This window comes from Streptomyces sp. NPDC048496 (genome assembly GCF_043200055.1).
Lineage (GTDB): Bacteria > Actinomycetota > Actinomycetes > Streptomycetales > Streptomycetaceae > Streptomyces.
Window position 1 is genome coordinate 1 of sequence record NZ_JBICXB010000133.1, and the last position, 1,680, is coordinate 1,680.

Here is a 1,680-nt window from a genome sequence, read left to right on the forward strand (position 1 = left end):
CGGCTAGCACGTAGTAGCCTCGGATTCCTTCAGGCTCTCGCCGTGACCTGGCGACCTGCGGTTTCTCGCCCGTCTGATGCAATTCCCGAGGGTTGTAGTAGCCCTGGGTGGTCTGCAACGACCGGTGGCCCATGAGTTCGCGCAGCACGTCGGGCAGGGTTCCGGCGTCAGCGTGCCGTTGGGCGTAGGAGTGGCGGTAGGAGCAGGGTACGACTTCCATCTTGGGGAACTCGGTGCCGTCGGCCAGCAGCAGCGGTGGCATGGCGTTGGCCCAGCGGCGGTGGACGTTGCCGATGTGGCTCATCCGGAACGGCTGGGTGCCCTTGGAGTTCTGCCGGGGCCGGGGGAAGAGGACCAGCTTGGACAGCTCGGTGTCCGGGAAGCGGGCCCGGACGGACTTCTTCTGCCGGACGATGATCTCTGCGGTGGAGTCCGGGATCGGTAAACGGAGGCCGCTGCGGTTGTTCTTGAAGTCGGTGTAGACGAGCACGGATTTGCCGTGCTCGTCGGTCTCCATACAGTCCCAGGGCAAGCACCCGACCTCGTCGGGGCGCCGACCGGTGTCGATGAGGATCTCGATGGCGTGGCGCATGTGCTCGCTGCGGTCGCGCATCTGGTCGAGGGTGGGCAGCCGCTCGCAGAGCTGGCTGAGGATCTCCTTCGGTAGGGCGCTGCCCGGTCCTTCCTCGGTGATGACCGGGGGCGTGTCGTGCCTGCGCAGCGCGAAGTCGTCGGGCAGGACATGACGCGTCCGAGCCGGCCCGCCGCCGTCGTCCAATCCCGGTCGGTGGGCCGGCACCACGTCAGGTAGAGCACGACCGCCCTGGCATATGTACGCGTAGTCGACTCGGCCTGATCACGGCCGAAGCGCACATGCCGCAAGAACTCGTCCGCTTCCGGTACGGGCGTCAGTCTATCGTCGTCCTACACGGTCCAGTACCGCTGCCCCGACGGCATGCATACCGGGAAGGGCTGCAGCCCTCGGGAGATCACCTGATGAGTCACGCGCCTTCAACGACAACTACGACGTGCACGAGACGGCGACGTGAACCGTCGTACACGGCACCCCACCGGCGGGCGACACGACAGCGGTCTGCGTCATGGCCTGCGTCGGACTTGCCGTCCCTCTGGCCCACCTGGAGCGGAAGATGGAGGTACGGGCCCAGCACTGGGACTGCCAGGACCGGTGGTTGCGCACCCACGCGGAACGCGGCGACCAGGTGCTGCCCTACACACCTGTCTCGGTCAGCGGACTGGGTGAACCGTTCGGCCGGCACGGTCAGAAGCCGTGGCCGGCCAAGTGCGTTGCCCAGTGGTACCACCTCAAGCGCATCACCTACTCACCCCGGGTTCCCTGAACGGAGCCAGGCCATCCGACGACATCGATGGGCTGAGGGCTGTCCCGTAGGTGACCGTTCCGCGCACGCTGGAAACGGTGACATCCCAGCTGAGCGCGGCGATTTTCCCGAGGCCCGGGTGCGGCCGGGCGTGGAGAGATTCAATTCCGCAGCGTAATGATGAGGGAGTCGGCGACCGGTAATGATGAAACCGTTCGAATGAATTCGGAAGAGAATCTACTTGTTGAGCCTGGATCCACCGGCTTGATGTCTGTGGATAGTTTCTCTGGGAACGAAGAAGTGCCTTGTGACCTGCGATGATGGGTTTCTCTAGGACCACATC

The 1,680-nt window shown here is 64.9% G+C and carries 2 protein-coding genes; one reads left to right on the forward strand and one right to left on the reverse strand.

The annotated features are described in order from the left end of the window. Positions 1-778 (reverse strand): tyrosine-type recombinase/integrase (locus tag ACGFSA_RS35125; protein WP_393310237.1); only part of this gene is annotated, 778 nt, incomplete at its 3' end. A gap of 322 nt (positions 779-1,100) precedes the next feature. On the opposite strand from ACGFSA_RS35125, the gene ACGFSA_RS35130 reads away from it, so the two are divergent. Further along, positions 1,101-1,358: a hypothetical protein gene (locus ACGFSA_RS35130; RefSeq protein WP_393310239.1), complete on the forward strand. Its 258-nt coding sequence runs from the start codon at positions 1,101-1,103 to the stop codon at positions 1,356-1,358. Positions 1,359-1,680 lie beyond the last annotated feature (322 nt).